The organism is Nonomuraea sp. NPDC059007 (assembly GCF_042740555.1).
Taxonomy (GTDB): domain Bacteria; phylum Actinomycetota; class Actinomycetes; order Streptosporangiales; family Streptosporangiaceae; genus Nonomuraea.
On record NZ_JBHYJD010000035.1, the window covers coordinates 14,537 to 31,547 of the forward strand.

Consider the following 17,011-nt stretch of genomic DNA (forward strand, 5'->3'; position numbering starts at 1 on the left):
TGAGCGCTCATAGGTAGCGCAGCCACAGATACGGCACACACAGCGCGACGGTCACGACCGTGACCACCAGCCCGTATTTCGTGAACTGCCAGAAACTGATCGGCGTGCCGTTGCGGGCGGCGATGCCCAGGACGACCACGTTGGCCGCCGCTCCGACCGCGGTGGCGTTGCCGCCGAGATCGGCGCCGAAGGCCAGCGCCCACCACAGCACCTGAGCCGAGTCGTTCCCGCCGTTGGCGGCCACGAGTTCCGCCACGATGGGGCTCATCGTGGCCACGTACGGGATGTTGTCCACGATCGCCGACAAACCTGCCGACGCCCACAGCAGGCCCATGGTGGTCAGGCCGAGCTGTCCTTGGGTCGCCTCGGTGGCGGCCTGGGAGATCTGACCGATGACACCCGTGTTCACCAGCGCGCCGACCATCACGAACAACCCGGCGAAGAACACCAGTGTGGGCCACTCGACCTCGCTGATCGCTTCCTCGGTGGTGACCTTGGTGGCGGCCACAAGAATGCCGGCGCCGAGCACCGCGACCACGGACGGTTCGTAGTGCAGCACCGGGTGCAGGACGAAGGCGGACATCACCACCACCAGCACCAGCAGCGACTGCCACAGCAGCCGCCGGTCCTTGATGGCCTCCCGCTCGTTCAACGTCATGATCTCGGCGGCCCGCTCGGGGTCGTAGACGAAGGACTTCCTGAACAAAATGCGGCACAACCCGATGAAGACCGCCATGAGCACCACGACCAGGGGTGCCATGTGGATGAGGAAGTCGTTGAACGACAGCCCCGCCCGGCTGGCGATGATGATGTTCGGCGGATCGCCCACCAGTGTGGAGGCGCCGCCGATGTTGGACGCCATGGCCTCGGCGATCAGGAACGGCGCGACCGGCAACGCCAGCCGTTCACACACCAGGAACGTCACCGGCGCGATCAGTAGCACCGTCGTGACGTTGTCCAGCAGAGCGGACGCACATGCGGTGATGACGACCAGCAGCACCATGAGGCGATAGGGACGGCCTTTGGCCCGCTTGGCCGCCCAGATCGCCAGGTACTCGAAGATACCGGTCTGTTTCAGCACCCCGACGATGATCATCATGCCGAGCAGCAGGAAGATGACGTTCCAGTCGATCCCGGTCGACTCCGAGAAGAACGCGGTCTCGGCGTTGGTGGCGTGGATCATCAGCATGATCCCCGCCCCGCCCAGGGCGGCGGCCACTCGGTGGATCTTCTCGGTGGCGATCAGCGTATACGCGCACAGGAACACCGCCACCGAGATCCACGCCGTGAGCGTCATGCGGCAACGACGCCAAGCTGATCACGCGTGCTCATGGACGTCCTTAGCGATCGACTGTGGAACCGCCGACCAGACTTCCCGGCACACCTGTAGACAACGTATCAATGATCGTAAGGACGGGACAGCGAGCCTCGTGCCGCTTACAGATGGCGCAGTCACGAAGCGAGCGCCCGATCCAGCAGCGCCTGGAGCGTGACCGCACCGAGCAGGCGATCATCCTCGACCACCGCGACCAGCGGACTGTGCGTGCGCGCCATCAGCGCCGCCAGTTCCAGCACGGTGGCGTCCGGGTCGGTGATGGGCAGCTCACGCTCCGCCTTCGGCAGCGCCGACTGGACCGTGCGGTCGGCCAGCGCCTGCAAGAACTGGTCGGCGTGCGCCTCGTCGATCACGCGCGCGAGCGCCGGATCATCCTGGCAATAGCCCGGTACGGCCAGCCGCAACACCTGGGTGCCGGGCAGGATGCTGGACGGCAGCCCGCGCTCGTCGACCACGATCAATCCGGGCAAGTCCTGGTCGGCCAGCAGCCGGGCCGCTTCGATCACCGGCGTGTCCAACGTGACGATGGGGAAGTCGACGAGCAGATCACGAGCGCGCATCCGCGAGACCTTTCGGGGTCGACGACACGGCCGCCGGTCAGTCGGCCCCGGCACACCCGTCGATACCGTACCAACGACCATCTGGATACCTGCGGTTTCCTCATCGCATCGTAAGGTCGTGACACCGTCCCGGCGTCGTTGAAGTGCACGGCCAGAACCCTGGACGGTGACGCCGCGCTGGTGCTCCGGTTCTGGGCGATGAAGGAGTTCCTCCAGCGCACCGGCTCCATCCTCCAGTTCTCCACGAGAAGGGCGTCACCTCGCAGCCCACCGTCGTCTTCATGAGACCCGACGGCTTCACCACCGGGCCTGGTCGTCACCGTCACCGGCGGTGGCCCGGGTCCGGCCGCGCCGCGCTCCTCACCTGCGTGGACGCCGCGCGGACGTCGGCGCGGTGCGGAGTCTACGAGAGACGACTGACCGCGGTCGTCAGTTGTGCTCTTGATCCCATCGGTCGAGGAGCTTGGGGAACTCACGGCCCATGAAGCCGTACATGTCGCGCATCAGTTCCAGCCTGGCCCGGCGCTTGGGGTTGTCGCCAACTACCACCAGCCCCTGCTCGGCGAGCTGCGCGAACGCGGTGAATTCTGCCATCTTCGCCCGGAACGCACGACCGAAGACGTCTTCGGTAAGCCGGTAGTGATCGCGACGCCCCCGGGGCGGACGGAATCGCTCAACGAGTCCACCCCGTTCGAGCTGGCCGAGGGCGACGCTCATACTGCTCTTGGCCACGCCGAGGTGTTCGCAGAGCCTCGGGGCATCGGCGGAATCGTCTGGATCGACCAGGAGCACCCCAACGACCCGGCCTGCCGTACGACTGAGTCCCAACCGCTCGAAGTACAGCCCGGCACTCTCCACGAACTCCTCGACACCGGCCACAAACAAATTCTATTCTGTTCGGATAGTTCCGAACAGAATAGACAAACTTCATGATCTCCACCGCCATCACCGGGGCCGGCCCGCGCGCCGCCCGCACCCTCGCCTCCGCAGACCACCTTGACGATCCGAGCTGCTCTCGCGCCACTCCCGGCCATGCCGCCCGGGCCCGGTGAGCGGCATGCTGCAGGAATTCCTCGACTGGGCCTACGCCCATCCGCCCGCTGTTCGTCCTCCCCCTGGCCTACTTCGCCTGGCGGCGAAGCTGGAAAGGCATCGTCATCACGCTCCTGGCACTGTTCACCAGCATGTTCTGGTTTCCGCCGCCGGCCCGCGTCGACCCCCAAGTACAGGCATTCCTCGACATGGAGAAGGAGCTCATCCACAGCATCGGCGAACTGTCGGCCGCCTACCTGCTCGGCGTGCTGGCCGTCATCGCCAGCCTCACCGCCCTGTGCCTGGCATTCTGGCACCGGTCCCTAGGCTGGGGCCTAGTGATTATCAACCTCATGGCCCTGCTCAAAGTCCTCTGGAGCATCGGCGAAGGAGGCGACAGCGGCTGGGCGGTCCTGCTCCCGACCACGCTGGGGCTGGCCTTGTGCGACCTGGCCATCGTCTGGATCGCCCGTCGCTTCCGCCTACCCATCTCGCTTCGCCGTCATAAGGACGCCTGACAGGCGACGTCCGCCAGGGAAGCTTGACCGTGGCCTGGGCGGATGCCACGGCATGAGGCGGACCGGTGTTCATCGGAACGCAGGCGGTCGGCGGGCGCGAGTGCCTCTTCCAAGGCGTCGGAGGTGTCCACGCCGGTGGGATGATGCCATCCACTCCGATGATCTCGATGGTGCCGGCACAGTCCAGGATCTTGCGGAGCAAGGGCCAGGAACGGCGTGCCGCCACCGTCTCGGAGCTTGGTGGCATGCTTCTGGAAGGCCTTCGTCAAGGGCGCCGAGATCTTCAACCCTGGCGACTCCGGCCAGAGCTTCGCCCTCGCCGCCAACCAGGAACTCAGGCTCAGGGCCCTCGCTGCGACCTGAGCACTCCGGCCGACAGCGGCGCGGTACGGCAGGCGCGCGACGCGGTCGTGGCCGCGGGCGCACCCGGCATCCGGGCCCGTGCTGGCGACCGGCGTAGAGCCCGGATCGCCAACGGCGGACTCTCCGCCCCCGGACTCCATGGAACCGGCGCCGGCCCCACCACGGGTCACGGGAACGAAAGACTAACCACCTTCGCGATGGGAGGCCCCGGTCACGAGCCGATTCAGGACGCTGTCCGCGACAGTCGTGAGGCTGTCCCAGGTGCCGTCCTCGACCACCCGGCCGTTGTCGAGGACGGCGATGTGGGGGGCGCGGCGGATGGTGGCAGGACGGTGCGCGATGACGATCGTGGTGGCGTCCAGGCCGGCGAGCAGGTCGGCGAGCTCAGCGTCGCCGACGGCGTCCACGTGTGCGGTCGCTTCGTCGAGGATCAGCACCCGGGGGTTCGTGAGCAGGGCGCGGGCGAGTGCGACGCGGGCTCGTTGACCGCCGGAGAGCGTGGCGCCACGTTCTCCGACGACGCTGTCCAGGCCCTCGGGCAGGGTGGCGGCGATCCGGTCGATGCCGCATTGCCTGATCACGCGGTTCAGCAGGTCGTCGTCGGCGTCGGGCGCGGCCAGCCGCAGGTTGTCCCGGAGCGTGCCGTGGAACAGGGAGGCGTCCTGGCCGACCAGCGCGACGGCCGACCGCAGGTCGTCGTCGGTGAGATCGCGCAGGTCGACGGCTCCCTCGGTGGTGGTGAGCTCCACGGCGCCTCCCGTGGGGTCCCAGAAGCGGGCCATGAGGTGGGCAACGGTGGTCTTTCCCGCTCCGGACGCTCCGACAAGGGCGACGGTGCCGCGCGGAGGAATGGTGAGTTGCAGGCCGCGCAGCACCGGGGCGGGGCCGTAGGAAAAGCGGAGGTCGCGCAGCCGTACGCCGACCGGGCCGTCAGGAAGCGGAACCGGGTGAGGAGCGGACGGCGCGGTCGGCGGGGCGGCTAGCGCGGCCGTCACCCGCGCGGCGGCGGCACGCAGGCTGCCGGCCTGGCGCAGGGAGTCGGCGCCGGCGGCCACCGGCGCCAGGACCGAGACGGCCAAGGCCAGCGCGGCCGGAGCCCACGCGCCAGGTGGATCGCCGCCGGCTGTCCCGATGGCGGCCACTACGGCGATCAAGGCCAGCACCACGAGGATGTCTTGCACGGCCATGAAGGCGCCGTCGTGGCGGGCCTCGGCTCGCTGTGCCGAGGCGAGCCGGTGGCTGGCGTCGGCGAGTTGCCAGCGGCGGCGGTCGAGGGCGTTATGGGCGAGTAGCTCGCGGATGCCGTCCACGGTGTCGACGGCGTCGGCCGAGAGCCGTGCCGTGGCGGTGCGGACGTGTTCCCCGCGCCGGGTGCGGCCGCGGTCGCCGAGCAGCGGATGCGCCATCAGGGCGGCGGCCGCGGGCAGGACGGCGAGCGCCAGCCCGGGGTCGATGACGCCGAGCACCGCCGTACCGGCGACGAAGACCACGCCGGAGGCGAGCAGCTGAGCGATGGTGTGGGCGTAGAAGAACTCGAGCGTCTCGATGTCGTTCATCGCGGTCGCCGCAAGGTCACCGCTCCGGCGACCGGCGATGCGAGCGGGGGCGCTGCGGGCGAGCCCGTCGTAGATGCGCACCCGCAGCTCGGCGAGCACCCGGTAGGCCAGGTCGTGCGACAGGTCCATCTGCCGCCACGTGGCGACGGCCCGGATCAGCACCAGCCCGCCTAGCGCGCCGACGGTGGCAGGTCCTGGCGCGGCGTGGTCGATGACGGCCCGTCCGACGGTGTGGGCCAGCCAGGTGATCAGGATGACGAGGGCGGCCTGGTCGATCAGGCAGGAGATGATCGTGCGGGCGACCATCCGGCGGTGCGGCCGTAGCGCGGGCAGCAGGCCCCGCAGGACGTGCCGGTTCGGCAGGTTGACGTTCATGCGTGTCCTCAGCTTTGGTCGCGCAGGTCCGCGGTGGCCAGTGCGGTGTAGGTGCCGCCCGCGCCGGCCAGCGTGCTGTGGTCGCCGACGGCGTCGACCAGGCCATGGTCCAGGACCACGATCCGGTCGGCGTCCCTGACAGCGGCCAGCCGGTGGGCGATGATCAGGCAGGTTCTGCCGTGCGCGAGGCGGCGCAGCGCCCGGGTGATCTGTTGTTCCCGGCTTTCGTCCACCGCGCTGGTGGCCTCGTCCAGCACCAGCACCGGCGCGTCGCAGAGCAGGGCGCGGGCCAGGGCCAGGCGCTGCCGCTGGCCGCCGGACAGGGTCGCGCCTCGTTCTCCCAGGACGGTCGCGTATCCATCGGGGAGCGCGGCGATCTCGTCGTGGATCCCCGCGTCGCGACAGGCGGCGGCGAGTTGCCCGTCGGTGGCGTCGGGGGCGGCCAGCCTCAGGTTGTCAGCGATGGAGGCGGCGAAGAGATAGGTCTCCTGGGAGACCACCGCGATGCTACGGCGCAGCGCTGCCAGCGACAGGTCACGGATGTCGACGCCGTCGAGCGACACCGACCCCTCTTGGGGGTCGTGGAGGCGTTGCAGGAGCGCCAGCAGCGTGGACTTGCCCGCACCCGACGGCCCGACCAGGGCGGTCGTACGGCCGGCTGGGCACTCGAAACCGACGCCGCGAAGAGCCTGACGGCTCGCGCCCGGGTAGGAGAAGCGGACGTCGGCGAATGCCAGGGCGGGCGCCGACGCCCACGTGGGCGCGAGGGTGCCGGTGTCGGGTACCGACGGTCGCGCGGTCCGCAGGGCGGCGATACCGTCGGCGGCGGAGAGCCCCACGTATCCGGCGTGCCATTCCCTCGACAGATCGCGCAACGGCCTGAAGCACTCGGCGGCGAGCATCAGCAACAGATAGGACTCCGCCCCGGTGGCGCGGCCGGTCGCAGCCGAGATAGCGGCCAGCAGGACCGCGCAGAGCGTGCCCCCCTGGATGGCGAGGTCGGTCAGGGCCGTGTCGACCAGCGAAACCCGGAGCTTGGCCACGATGGCCCGATGCAACTGGCGTGATCGGCCTTCCAGTCCCTGACGCTTACGGTGAACGGCTCCGGTGGCACGGAGGGTGGGCATCTGCTGGAGCGCTTCCAGATAGTCGGCGGCCAGGTTCTCGTAACTGTCCCAATGTTCCTTGCCGCGCTTGGCCAGTGCGCGATCCCACAACCGGGGCACGAGAAGCGCCATCGCGACGGCGGCGGCCAGGCCGGCGGCGGCCCATACGTGGATAGTGGCGATCCACGTCAGAAGCACCGGCGTGACCAGGCACACCACGGCGAACTGCGGCAGATACCGCGACAGGTACGTGTTGACCCCTTCGGCACCGTCGACCACGGTCGCGCGCAAGGCCCCGGCGCGGGCGGCGGTGCTGTGGGCGGGGCCGAGCCGGCCAAGCTGGACGAGCAGTTCGTCACGCAGGACCGACCGGATCCGCGCCCCGGCGTCGGCGGCGGCCAGTCGCTGCCACCGCGTCAGGATCGCGCGCAGCAGGAGCACGGCGGCCACCACGACGAGCAGGACGGGCAGGCGGTCGGTTCGGCCACGGGCGATGTCGGCCAGGGCGACGGCGAGCAGCGCGGCCTGCGCGATGTGCGCGGCGGTGACAGCGGTGAGCAGGGCGGTGGCCCGCACCAGCGCCGCCGGCGCGGTACCGGCGGCACGCAGCAACTCCGGGTGCAGCATCATCGGCGGTCGCTCCGGGAGAGAGAAAGAGGGAGAGGGGAAGCCAGCGCGAGACCGTGAACGATCCATCGTCGTCCGGCCCGGCCGCCCAGTGCGGCTCCCAGATCGGCGGCCTGCCAGGAGCCGATCGGCCGGGTGCGCAGGCCGGCGGCGGTCGCGGTGAGCTCCGCGCAGGCGGCGGCGTAACCGGCGGCCAGATGCTCGACGCGGATCCGCTCGGCGGAAGCCGAATCTGGGGCGCCCCCGGCCAGGAGGACGGCTCCGGCGTGCGAAATCCAGCCTTGCCCGGCCGCCCACATGGCCAGCGTGGGCCGTGCCTCGCCACTGGCGACGAGGCGGAGTTCCTCCGGTTTCCCGGGTTCGGCGGTTACCAGGCCAGTGGGCGCGCCGACAGCGGCGTACCAGGGCGGACCATACGGGGTGGCGCGGTCGGCCGTGGACAGCACGGCGGCGAGGCTGACGGCATCGGGCTGTCCGCTCAGGGGTGGTGGCGCGCTGCGACGGTCGGCGATGGCCTGCGCCAGTGCCGATAGCTCGCCATCGAAGGGGGGTACGGCGGGCCACCAGACGGCCGGGGCGGTGGTACGGCACAAGGCGGCAAGCACGGCTCCGGCGCGCTGTCCTTCCGGGCTTGGCGCGGGGCCCGCCTCCGGCGGCGTCCCCGGCGGCTGGGCGGCCCACGCGGTGAGCGGGTCGACCTGGCCCGGCTCATCGCCCGGGGCGCGGGCCGTGATGTGCACGGCGGCAAGCGGATGTTGCGGGGTGGTCTGCGCCCAGACGGCCTGCCACTGGTCGGGCGTGGGCAGCCCGGCGGCGGCGGCCAGCGTCGCCGCGTCGGCGTTCAACGTCGGCCGGGCTTGGTGTCCGTGGGCGACCGCGGCCATGGCGAGGGCGGCCACCGCGTGTCCGGCGTCCAGGAGCAGCAGGGGCCAGGCGCGGTGGCCGTAATGGGAGACGGTCCGCTGGACGGTGACCGTGAACACGACGACGATCCCACGGGACGCCTTCCCCGGTGCGGGGCCTCGTCGGCAGACCCGATGGTCAAGCGGATCGTAGGCATAGAGCCCTGGCGGCACCGAACACCCGGGACCGACCAGCAGATGAGCGTTGACCGGATGGAGCCCGCCCGCGGAAGCCACCGGGCGCAGCCGTGTCGCGGCCACGCCGTCCCGATCGCGGACGCCGGAGTGGAACGGCGCGGGCTTGAGTCCGACGGGTCCGGCCTTGAACGAGAACCTCAGCAGGCGCCCGAGGTCGATGTCGCCCTCCCCGGCCGCAAGATCGGCCGGCTCGCCGGTCCAGCGTTGTCTCGCTGGGCCCGCTGGGCTGTGCGGGCCGACCGGCCGGATGGATCTGGCCTCGGTGATCGCTTCGGCGACCAGCCGGTCGGTGAATGTGGTGGTCATGCTCGAACACCCCTTACATGTGTGGAGGCGGGGCGAGGGTGAAGTCGCCGGGCCCGGTCGGGGCGGTGGCACGCCACTCGTGGACGAGTGCCACCTGCGAGAAACGTGGGCAGCCGTAGTAGGCGAACGCGGCGGGGGCGTTGGGCACCAGGCCGGTGACCAGGACACGAGCCACGCGCAGCGGGGTCTCGGCCACATCGGGTGTGGTCAGGTCGACGGCGACGACACGGTGGCCGCCAGAGACGAGACGTTCACGGAGCCGTTCCGGCGAACCGGCCACGACCTGGTCGATCGCGACGGTCTGCGCGGGATGCGTGAACCGCCGTGCCAATGGGGCCAGCCGGGCGTCGAGCCAGACCTGGACGTGGGCGCCCAGGTCGCGTACCCGGGCGAAGTCGTCTCCGGCGTCGTCGAGGTAACGACGATCCGCCCGGTGGTGCAGGTACAGGCCCTTCGCGAGTATCCCGGCGTCGATCGCCTGGAACACCCACCCACCGGGGTCGGTGAGGCCCTGGGTGAACACCCACGTGTGCACGGCCTCCAGGACGGCCTTCCTGGCGGCTTCCGCCGGGTCGTACCGGCAGGCGAACCCGGCCGCGTAGAGGTCGCGATCGGCGTCGTACACCAGGGCGGCCATGGCGGGGGCGAACTCATTCGGCATCTCCACCACCCAGGTCCGCAGCGGCGATCCCGCGAGGTCGGCCGACAGTCCCGGGATGCTGTCCACCTCGACGCCCCGCGTGGGGCCGCCCAGATGCCACCACACTTCAAGGGCGTCGCGTTCCACGACTTCCAGCAGGGCACGTTCGACGGCGTCGGCGAGGCCGGCGCCGGTCGCTATACCCGTGTAGTTCAGGTGGTGGGTACGCGGCAGGGACGTGAGATCGCCCTGCCGCCAGTTGAGATGGGTCAGCGCCACGGGTGCCAGGCACTCGCGCTCACCGCCACCGAGTAGCTGCTCGACGCCCTGTGTCCACAGTGCCTCGGTGGCGTCTGTGAACCGCCGGTACGGAAAGCCGGGCCGGTCGTATTGCCAGCCGGCGTAGGCGGGTAGCTCGGCCGGGGAGAGATGGTTGTGCCCGGCGAGGTCGCCCGCGGTGGCCCGCAGCGGAGCGCCCGTTTCGCCCGGTGGCGGGAGCCGGTTGCCGCAGTAGCGCTCCACAGCCTCCGCGATGGCGGCGACGCGGGCTCCTTCGGGATCGCCGAAGGTGGTGCCCAGGGCGACACGGTCGGCGGGCCAGGCCCCGAACCTGCGGGCGTCGCTGACTTCGGCGGTCATCGCCACATAGCGGGCCGGGGTTCCCTGAGGGTGGGCGACGGGGGCAACCGACCGGATCAGCCCGCAGACCGGGTCGACCAGCGCGTCCACCGAAAGCGGCTGGGCGGGGGTGGTGGCAAGACGGCGCGCGGTCACGTGGTGATCTCCTCTGCCGGGTCGACGGTTCTGATCGTGGCGGCCCGGTCGAGAGTCCTCAGCACCACGTGGCTGCCCTCCGGGATGACGGTGCGCCGGGAGGGCCACAGGACGGTGGTGCGGAGCGGGTCGAACCCGGTGTGCGGATTGCGGGCGTGGGCGGGGAAGTGATGCCCCGCGACCTCCAGCCGCAGCCGGACTCCCGCCAGCAGGCGTTTGGACAGCGGACCGAGAGAGATGTTGACCAGGGCGCGCGCCTCGGCCCGTGCCTGTACGCGCGTGATGCCGGTGGCCAGCGGCTCGGCGATGCCGCGGGAGCTGATAGCGACCAGGCGAGCGGCCCAGTCTGCGGTGGCGGTGTCCGCCGCGGCCAGGATCCGGACTTCGGCCTCCCCGGCCAGGTCGAGCGCTGTGGGCAGTGGCTCGCCGACGGCCAGGAAGCGGTCGGGCAGTCCGTACTCCGGCACATCGAGGCGGTCGGAACGCACCGGGCGTTCGGGATCCGCGACGAACTCCGTCCCTCGCAGCACCCGCAGACCGGCGCCGTTGCCGTCCATGTGGACACGGGTGGTGGTGCGGTCCAGCTCGTGGGCTGACAGCCATTGGCCGGTGCCCTCCAGGGCGACAGCGCCGCGGCGCCCGACCAACGTTCCCTTGAGCGCGGCCTGCGCGAACCTCACGTACAGCGGTCCCAACGCCAAGGCGGGGCCGTCATCGGTCCGGCTGGGGCCGGCGGTGAGAGCGTGACCCCAAGGACCGAGTAACAGCCGGGAGGCCCCGGCGCCTTGGCGGCCCCAAGCCCGCCACAACGTCATCGTGTCGGTGACGAACGGGTCGTGACTTCCGCCCACGGCGAGCAGGGGCATCGCTCCGGATTCAGCCTGCGCTCCGTCGCCGAGCGTTCCGGCGGGATCGCCTGAACGCTGCGCGGCCCAGAGCCGTTGCCAGGAGGGCAGCGGGCGCCCGAGCCGCCGGGGGAGATCCAGCACGGGCAGGTGGTCGAGCAGGGCGGGGTCAGTGGACAGGAGCCGCTCCAGCGCGGGCGGGTCGCTGTCCGGACGGTCACCGTGGGCGGCCCACCAACCGGCTCTCGCCAGCAGCCGTTCCACACCGTTCCTCTCCCGTGCGGTCTCCGCCAGACCCAGCGCGGGTACGGCGGCGATCGCGGCGTCGGGGCGGACGGCGGGGTCGGCGTGCAGCGCTATGGCCAGGACACAGTGGGCGGCGTAGGAGGCCCCGCAGGCGACGATTCTGCCGTCGCACCATGACTGCCCCCGGAGTTCCCGCACCGTGGCCGCGCCGTCCTCGGCTTCGTTGGCGTACGGGTGCCACTGCCCGCTGGAGCCGTACCGGCCGCGTACGTCCTGGGCTACGGCGGCGAAACCCCGTCGCGCCCATGCGCGTAGCTCCGCGGCGTGCGAGCGCCGGTCGTACGGCGTGCGGATCAGGAGGCAGGGAAACGGGCCCGGCCCATCCGGCAGGCAGTAGTCGGTGGTCAGGACCGCGCCGTCACCTGTGATGACTGCCATGCTCTGAGAAGGGGTCATGCGCGGTGCGTTTCGATCGGGGCGACACGCGGGACGGGGAGCACGCAGTGCTCGGTGACCTTCAGATCCCGCAGGTCGACCCTGCGCAGGCGGCGCCGATCGGGCAGGTGCTCTCCTCCGCTGTCGCGCCGGGCCCAGGTGGCGAGGTCGGTGGCGATCAGCGCGGCGATGGTGGCCGCGGCCGCGGCTCCGGTGACCGGATGCGGGCCGGTGGCGACGTTTCCCGCCCAGTAGGCGGCCAGTTCGCGATGGGCCGGGGTGGCGGCCAGGCGGCGGGCGGCCACGTGGGTGGCCAGCACGTCGCCGGGGGCGGCGGCGATCGGTTCGATCCAGGCCTGCCGGCCCTCACGATGGCAGCGAGCCCAGGCGATGCCCTGTGCGGGCAGCCGATCGGCGTCCTTCCACAGCCCTGGAGGGACCGGACGGTCGAGGCACCAGACCACCGCGGCGACGTCGGAGGCCTGCCGGCCGGATGCGGATGCGTCGGCGAGCGCCGCTACGTCTCCGGGTGCCGCGGGACGGGGGCGCGCTCCCTCGGACGTCAGGAACTCGGTGAGGGGCGCGGTCAGGCGTTCGTCACCGAGCACGAGTACGCCGGCGTGGTCCGAGGGCCAGGACGGCGGCGCGGCGAGATATCCGGCGTCGGTGAAGGCGCCCAGCAGTCGTACGGTCTCCTGCCTCGCGGGATGGCCGGAACCGCCGCCGGGGCCGAGCAGGCTCAGCATCTCCGCCGTGGCCTCGGGAGGGGCGTTGACGCGCAGGAACTCGCCATCAGAAGTGCGGACCGCGGGCGGGTGACCGTCGACCGTGACGATCTCGACGCCGGGGGCGAGTTGGGGCCGCGACACGTTTCTCCTCATCAGCCGGTGCGCAGGATGGCGATCGAACGGGGACGGGCCCGTCCGGAGTCGCCTCCGGACGGGCCCGCGGAGTCGCTACTCCTGCTCGTCGTCGAAGGGGTTCTCGACGAGGGCGTTGGAGTGGGTGGCGGACAGGTGCGGAAGGTGGGACTGGTCGGAGATGGGGGTGAAGACCTGCTCCATGGTTCCTCCTTGCTGAGCGGACGTGATATCAGGCGATATCGGAGCTAACCGTAATGAAAACCGTTTTCAGTTTCAAGTGGGATAGGTCGGTCGGGGTAACAGACCGGCCACCCATGCTCGGGATCTCGGCCCACCCTGCCCTCGATGCCGAAGACGTGCCGTAGCAGCTCAGAGGTGACCACCTGGTCCGGGGGCCCGTCCGCCGCCACGCGTCCGTCCCGCAGAGCCACCAATCGCTGTGCGAAACGGGCGGCGAGGTCGAGGTCGTGCAGCACCATCAGCACGGTCAGCCGCCGTTCCTCGCGCAGACGGGCGACCAGTTGCAGCACTTCCAGCTGGTGACGCAGATCGAGGTAGGTGGTCGGCTCGTCGAGCAGCAGGACGGGCGTGTCCTGGGCCAGGGCCAGCGCCAGCCGTACCCGCTGCCGCTCACCGCCGGACAGCGTCTCCACCGGCCGGTCCGCCCACTCCTCCACCCCGACGTCCCGCATCGCGCGTACGGTCACCGCGTCGTCGCCGACACGAAGCATGCCCAGCGGGCCCCGCACGGCGTACCTGCCCTGCCGGACCAGCTGACGCACCGTCAGTCCCGGTACGGCGGGCGCGGACTGGTGCAGCAGGGCGACCTTGCGGGCGGCGGCACGGCGGGAAATCCGGGCCGCGTCGGCACCGTCCACCCACACCCGTCCCGACTCGGGACGCAGCACCCCCGCCGCAAGGCGGAGCAAGGTGCTCTTACCGCAGCCGTTCAGGCCGACAAGGGTGACGAACTCCCCGGTTCTGACCCGTAGGCTCACTTCATCCAGCACCCGCCACCCCGGATAGCCGAAACTCACCCGATCGAGGTCCAGCACGGCGGCCCCCGGCCCAGCTTCCGGGTTGGTCGTCGCGGTGCCGGGATCGTCGATCAATTCGGACACGGTCTGCACTCCTCGTAGACATGGGGAAACCCGGGCGTAAGATCACGGATCGACGGCATGGCGACGGACGATGAACAGCAGCACCACCGCTCCCACACAGGTGGTCACCGCACCGACCGGGACGCTGAGATGCTCCGCCCCCCAGGCGGTCACCGCCCGCGAAAGCAACTGGGCGGCGGCGTCGGCTCCGCACACGGCGACGGCGCCGACGAGCGCCGCTCCCGGCAGCGCGGTCCGCAGGTCGGCCCCGAACAGGGCGAGCGCCACGTGCGGCACGACCAGCCCGACGAAACCGAGCGCCCCCACGGAGGCCACAGCGCCCGCGGTCAGAGCCACCGCGCAGAGCAGCGCGAAGCCGCGTGCCCGCGACGGAACCAGACCGGCCGCCTCGGCCACCCGCTCGCCGCAGCGCAGCAGCATCAGCGGGCCCGCGGTCAGGCAGGCGACCACGCCCCAGCACAGCGCCCACGGCCACAGCAGTGTCCAGTGCTGCCAGGTCCGCGCCTCCGTGGTGCCGACCATCCACTGTACGAAGCTGCCGAGCTCGCCCGGCGCGGCCAGCAGGATCACCGACGTCAGTCCGCCGAGCACGGCTGAGACCAGCACGCCGTACACGGCCGTGGCGGCCGGATCGGCGCGCGCCCGCCCGCTCAGCAGCCATAGCAGACCCGCCCCGCCGCAACCACCGGCGACCGCGGCGATCACCACCGCAACCGGTGACGCCCAGTTGGCCAGGCCCAGTCCCGTGGCCGCGACCGCACCGAGCACCGCGCCCGGGGTGACCCCGGTGACCTCCGGCGCCGCCAGCGGGTTGCGCAGCGCCGCCTGCAGGATCAATCCGGCCAGGCCGAGACTGGCCCCGGCGCCGAGCGCGACCAGCACCCTCGGCAGCCGAACCTGCCAGACCAGATGATGGGTGATCGGGTCCACCGCACCGCCGGTGAGCGCCTGCCACAGCGCGCCAACCGTCAGCGCGCGCCCCGCCGCCAGATCGGCCATGGCCGCCACGAGTACGGCGACCAACAGCACACCGGCGACGAGCGCCGGCCGGCGCCGTCCTCGGCGGGAAGGCGCCGCGCGAGGCGCGGCCGACGTCGTGGACACTGACCGCTTCGTGAGCATCATCGGGCACCCGCACTCTGCCTGGCGCCGATCCCCCGCAGCAGCGCCACACCCGCGGGCACCCCGACCAACGCCGTCCAGGCCCCGACGGGAGTCTCCATCGGCAGGAGAACCAGACGCGCGGCCTGATCGGCCCACACGGTGATCACCGCGCCCCACACCACCGTCCACGGCAGCCACCTGACCACGTCGGCGTCCGGGCGCAGCCGCCGCGCCAGGTGCGGGGCGAGGAACCCCACCCAGGCGATGGGGCCGCACACCGCCACCACAGGCGCGATCAACAGCACGGAGACGGCGAGCGCCGCCAACCGGGCGTGCCGGACCCGCAACCCCAGCGCGCCGGCGTCCTCATCGCCGAGCCGCAGCACCGACAACATCGGGGCGCACAGCACCACGAGCGGAAGGGCAACCAGCAGCCAGGGCCAGACGCCGTGCCAGGCCTCCCATGTACGTCCGGACAGACTGCCCAGCAGATAGCGGAAGATCACCTGAAGATCGAGCTGATCGGCCATCACCATCAGCACCAGCAGCGCGGCCTGGAAAGCGGCCGCCACCGCGGCCCCGATCAGCAGCACCGCGGACGGGCTCCGGCCGAACCCGGCGGCCACGAGCGTCGCGACCCCGCCCAGCCCGGCTCCCACCAGCGCCAGCAGCGGATAGGACCAAGCGGGCAGAGTGAGCGTGAGCACCAGGGGAGCCACGACGCCCAGTGCCGCTCCCGAGGAGACGCCCAGCATCTCGGGAACGGCCAGCGGGTTGCGCAGCGCCTCCTGCATGACGAGCCCAGCGGCCCCCAGACAGCCTCCTGCGATCAGCGCCAGCAGTAACCGGGGCAGCCTGACCTCTCTGACCACAACCGCCACCAGCCCGTCCGCCGCGCCGCCGGGCAGCACCGCGGCCAGCCGAGTCGGCGAGATGGTGGGCGTGCCCACGCAGAGCGCGCACACCGCGGCGGCGGCCAGCAGCCCGGCCGCCAGAACGGCTGTTCGCGTCATCGCAGGGCGGCCGTAGCTTCATCCAGTACCAGGCCGAGGGATCGGGTGCCGCGGCCCTTGGCCCACAGCTCCGGGTCGACCTCGATCACCTTGCCGTTCTTGACCGCCGGAATCTGCGACCACAAGGGGTTCTTGGCCATCTTCTCCGACAGCTTCGCGCCAGGCGCGCCGAACGCGATGGTCTCCACGAAGAGCACGTCGACGTCGCGGGCGAGGATCTCCTCCAGGCTGAAGGTGCCCTCGACGCCGCGGTTCTCCCATGGATAGTCACAGATGCCGGGGAACAACCCGGCCGCCACGTCTGCGCCCGGCGTGGCCACGCCGAAGTTCTCGTCGCTGCCGAACACGATCAGCGCGGTCTTGTCACTCTTGGCCTTCTCCGCACCGGCCACCTTGTCGCGCAGCCGCTGCTCGGCGGCGACGGCCTGGTCTCCGCGATGGGTGAGCGCGGCCAGGTCGCGTAGATAGGCGACGCTGTCCTGCCACGTCGCCGGCTGCACGGCCCAGAACGTGGTGGCGCCCTGCAGTGCGGGCGCGAGTTTCGCGTGCGTGTCCTCCAGGCCGATCACCAGGTCCGGCTTGTGGGACAGGATCGCCTCCACCTCGGGACTGATGAAACCACCCGGGATGACAGGGACCTGCTTCGCCTTCTCCGTGCCGATGAACTGCGGATGGGCGAGGAGCTGGGAGTTGGTGGCGATTGGCACCATGCCCAGTTCGGTCAGCATGTCATCGCATATGGCCACCAGGCACACCACGCGTTCCGGAACGCTCTTAACGGAGATCTTCTTGCCCCGCACGTCGGTGATGCTGCTGGCATGGGCGACCGGCTGAACCGCAGGCAGGCTCGTGGCGTCGCCGCCGCCGGCGCCCGTTGTGCCGGCAACGGGGCTGGGGCCGTTGTTCGTGGTTCCACTGCAGCCGGCCAGCAGGACGCCGGCGGCGGCGAGCGCGACAGCACGCCTCAACAGGCCGCTGTGGGTGCGCGGCATGGTCATGGGTTCTCTCCTGGGGGACGGTGACGAATCGGTCGAAGGGCGTTCTGCTACGAGGCGCCTCTCACGCGACATCGGGCATGATAATGGTTTTCA

General features: G+C 71.1%; 16 protein-coding genes. 2 read left to right on the forward strand and 14 right to left on the reverse strand.

Annotated features, from left to right (window positions below; translation table 11 throughout):
* Window positions 1–7 precede the first annotated feature (7 nt).
* From ACFWY5_RS40385 to ACFWY5_RS40395, 3 genes are all read right to left on the reverse strand, one after another.
* The gene (locus tag ACFWY5_RS40385) at window positions 8–1,297 is read right to left on the reverse strand and encodes an SLC13 family permease (RefSeq protein WP_379621261.1); all 1,290 of its coding nucleotides are present in this window, start codon (window positions 1,295–1,297) and stop codon (window positions 8–10) included.
* A gap of 155 nt (window positions 1,298–1,452) precedes the next feature.
* Window positions 1,453–1,896, reverse strand: a complete 444-nt coding sequence (locus tag ACFWY5_RS40390; protein WP_379621263.1) for a CBS domain-containing protein — start codon at window positions 1,894–1,896, stop codon at window positions 1,453–1,455.
* 429 nt (window positions 1,897–2,325) lie between these two features.
* Window positions 2,326–2,775: a GbsR/MarR family transcriptional regulator gene (locus ACFWY5_RS40395; protein ID WP_379621265.1), complete on the reverse strand. Its 450-nt coding sequence runs from the start codon at window positions 2,773–2,775 to the stop codon at window positions 2,326–2,328.
* A gap of 305 nt (window positions 2,776–3,080) precedes the next feature.
* On the opposite strand from ACFWY5_RS40395, the gene ACFWY5_RS40400 reads away from it, so the two are divergent.
* Both ACFWY5_RS40400 and ACFWY5_RS40405 read left to right on the forward strand, forming a co-directional pair.
* Window positions 3,081–3,446: a hypothetical protein gene (locus ACFWY5_RS40400; RefSeq protein ID WP_379621267.1), complete on the forward strand. Its 366-nt coding sequence runs from the start codon at window positions 3,081–3,083 to the stop codon at window positions 3,444–3,446.
* Between the two features lie 237 nt (window positions 3,447–3,683).
* Entirely contained in the window at window positions 3,684–3,809 is a 126-nt protein-coding gene (locus tag ACFWY5_RS40405) for a hypothetical protein (protein WP_379621269.1), read from the forward strand.
* 182 nt (window positions 3,810–3,991) lie between these two features.
* Here ACFWY5_RS40405 and ACFWY5_RS40410 read toward each other — a convergent pair whose 3' ends face one another.
* The 11 genes from ACFWY5_RS40410 to ACFWY5_RS40460 all read right to left on the reverse strand — a co-directional run bounded on the left by ACFWY5_RS40410 (window position 3,992) and on the right by ACFWY5_RS40460 (window position 16,918).
* Window positions 3,992–5,740, reverse strand: coding sequence for an ABC transporter ATP-binding protein (locus tag ACFWY5_RS40410; protein ID WP_379621271.1), 1,749 nt, complete (start codon window positions 5,738–5,740; stop codon window positions 3,992–3,994).
* Window positions 5,741–5,748: 8 nt separating this feature from the next.
* On the reverse strand, window positions 5,749–7,476 hold the full coding sequence (locus tag ACFWY5_RS40415) for an ABC transporter ATP-binding protein/permease (RefSeq protein ID WP_379621273.1): 1,728 nt from the start codon (window positions 7,474–7,476) through the stop codon (window positions 5,749–5,751).
* A complete protein-coding gene (locus ACFWY5_RS40420; RefSeq protein ID WP_379621275.1) occupies window positions 7,473–8,879 on the reverse strand; it encodes a hypothetical protein in 1,407 nt (468 codons plus the stop codon). The genes ACFWY5_RS40415 and ACFWY5_RS40420 overlap by 4 nt, the downstream gene beginning before the upstream one ends.
* A gap of 13 nt (window positions 8,880–8,892) precedes the next feature.
* The gene (locus ACFWY5_RS40425) at window positions 8,893–10,293 is read right to left on the reverse strand and encodes a YcaO-like family protein (protein WP_379621277.1); all 1,401 of its coding nucleotides are present in this window, start codon (window positions 10,291–10,293) and stop codon (window positions 8,893–8,895) included.
* On the reverse strand, window positions 10,290–11,822 hold the full coding sequence (locus ACFWY5_RS40430) for a CocE/NonD family hydrolase (RefSeq protein WP_379621279.1): 1,533 nt from the start codon (window positions 11,820–11,822) through the stop codon (window positions 10,290–10,292). Before ACFWY5_RS40430 ends, ACFWY5_RS40425 begins: the two co-directional genes overlap by 4 nt.
* Window positions 11,823–11,836: 14 nt before the next feature.
* On the reverse strand, window positions 11,837–12,688 hold the full coding sequence (locus tag ACFWY5_RS40435; RefSeq protein WP_379621281.1) for a hypothetical protein: 852 nt from the start codon (window positions 12,686–12,688) through the stop codon (window positions 11,837–11,839).
* Between the two features lie 87 nt (window positions 12,689–12,775).
* Window positions 12,776–12,883 carry a streptamidine family RiPP gene (amiA, locus tag ACFWY5_RS40440; protein ID WP_379621283.1) on the reverse strand — a complete coding sequence of 36 codons (108 nt, stop codon included), beginning with the start codon at window positions 12,881–12,883 and terminating at the stop codon, window positions 12,776–12,778.
* A gap of 44 nt (window positions 12,884–12,927) precedes the next feature.
* Window positions 12,928–13,803, reverse strand: coding sequence for an ABC transporter ATP-binding protein (locus tag ACFWY5_RS40445; protein ID WP_379621285.1), 876 nt, complete (start codon window positions 13,801–13,803; stop codon window positions 12,928–12,930).
* 42 nt (window positions 13,804–13,845) lie between these two features.
* Entirely contained in the window at window positions 13,846–14,907 is a 1,062-nt protein-coding gene (locus tag ACFWY5_RS40450) for a FecCD family ABC transporter permease (protein WP_379621287.1), read from the reverse strand.
* Window positions 14,908–14,924: 17 nt separating this feature from the next.
* Window positions 14,925–15,920 (reverse strand): FecCD family ABC transporter permease, encoded by a 996-nt coding sequence (locus tag ACFWY5_RS40455; RefSeq protein ID WP_379621289.1) that lies wholly within the window; start codon window positions 15,918–15,920, stop codon window positions 14,925–14,927.
* On the reverse strand, window positions 15,917–16,918 hold the full coding sequence (locus ACFWY5_RS40460) for an ABC transporter substrate-binding protein (RefSeq protein WP_379621291.1): 1,002 nt from the start codon (window positions 16,916–16,918) through the stop codon (window positions 15,917–15,919). Before ACFWY5_RS40460 ends, ACFWY5_RS40455 begins: the two co-directional genes overlap by 4 nt.
* Window positions 16,919–17,011 lie beyond the last annotated feature (93 nt).

Bases quoted from the DNA above. Each gene is read 5' to 3' on its own strand.
- ACFWY5_RS40385 (WP_379621261.1), bottom strand. From the start codon at position 1,297: ATGACGCTCACGGCGTGGATCTCGGTGGCGGTGTTCCTGTGCGCGTAT.
- ACFWY5_RS40390 (WP_379621263.1), bottom strand. From the start codon at position 1,896: ATGCGCGCTCGTGATCTGCTCGTCGACTTCCCCATCGTCACGTTGGAC.
- ACFWY5_RS40400 (WP_379621267.1), top strand. From the start codon at position 3,081: ATGTTCTGGTTTCCGCCGCCGGCCCGCGTCGACCCCCAAGTACAGGCA.
- ACFWY5_RS40410 (WP_379621271.1), bottom strand. From the start codon at position 5,740: ATGAACGTCAACCTGCCGAACCGGCACGTCCTGCGGGGCCTGCTGCCC.
- ACFWY5_RS40415 (WP_379621273.1), bottom strand. From the start codon at position 7,476: ATGATGCTGCACCCGGAGTTGCTGCGTGCCGCCGGTACCGCGCCGGCG.
- ACFWY5_RS40420 (WP_379621275.1), bottom strand. From the start codon at position 8,879: ATGACCACCACATTCACCGACCGGCTGGTCGCCGAAGCGATCACCGAG.
- ACFWY5_RS40430 (WP_379621279.1), bottom strand. From the start codon at position 11,822: ATGGCAGTCATCACAGGTGACGGCGCGGTCCTGACCACCGACTACTGC.
- amiA (WP_379621283.1), bottom strand. From the start codon at position 12,883: ATGGAGCAGGTCTTCACCCCCATCTCCGACCAGTCCCACCTTCCGCAC.
- ACFWY5_RS40455 (WP_379621289.1), bottom strand. From the start codon at position 15,920: ATGACGCGAACAGCCGTTCTGGCGGCCGGGCTGCTGGCCGCCGCCGCG.
- ACFWY5_RS40460 (WP_379621291.1), bottom strand. From the start codon at position 16,918: ATGACCATGCCGCGCACCCACAGCGGCCTGTTGAGGCGTGCTGTCGCG.